General features: G+C 47.7%; 1 protein-coding gene. It reads right to left on the bottom strand.

What is annotated here, in order from left to right; translation table 11 throughout:
- On the bottom strand, positions 1-237 hold a 237-nt coding region (locus tag SB773_RS34555), incomplete at both ends, for a diguanylate cyclase domain-containing protein (RefSeq protein ID WP_410595051.1).

The following is a 237-nucleotide window of genomic DNA, read 5'->3' as shown; positions in this document are numbered from 1 at the left end:
CTTGCTCAATCGCTTTGCGCAGTTCATTTTCCATCAGGATGCGCTCCAAAGACTTGGCTTCCATGGACGGATCAAAAAAGTCAAAGCCGTTCTTGCCGCGAGACTTCACCGTATAGAGTGCGGTATCTGCACGCTTCAGCAAATCCTCTGCATTGTCCCCGTCCTGTGGAAACAGGGATATACCGATGCTGCTTGATATATTGAATGTCTGATCGTTCAAATGAAACGGTTGTTGCA

The organism is Bacillus sp. SIMBA_074 (genome assembly GCF_046534555.1).
In the GTDB taxonomy this organism is placed as follows: Bacteria; Bacillota; Bacilli; order Bacillales; family Bacillaceae_G; genus Bacillus_A; species Bacillus_A mycoides.
Note: the sequence above shows the minus strand (reverse complement) of the source record. Positions and strands in the feature narration are given on the sequence as shown.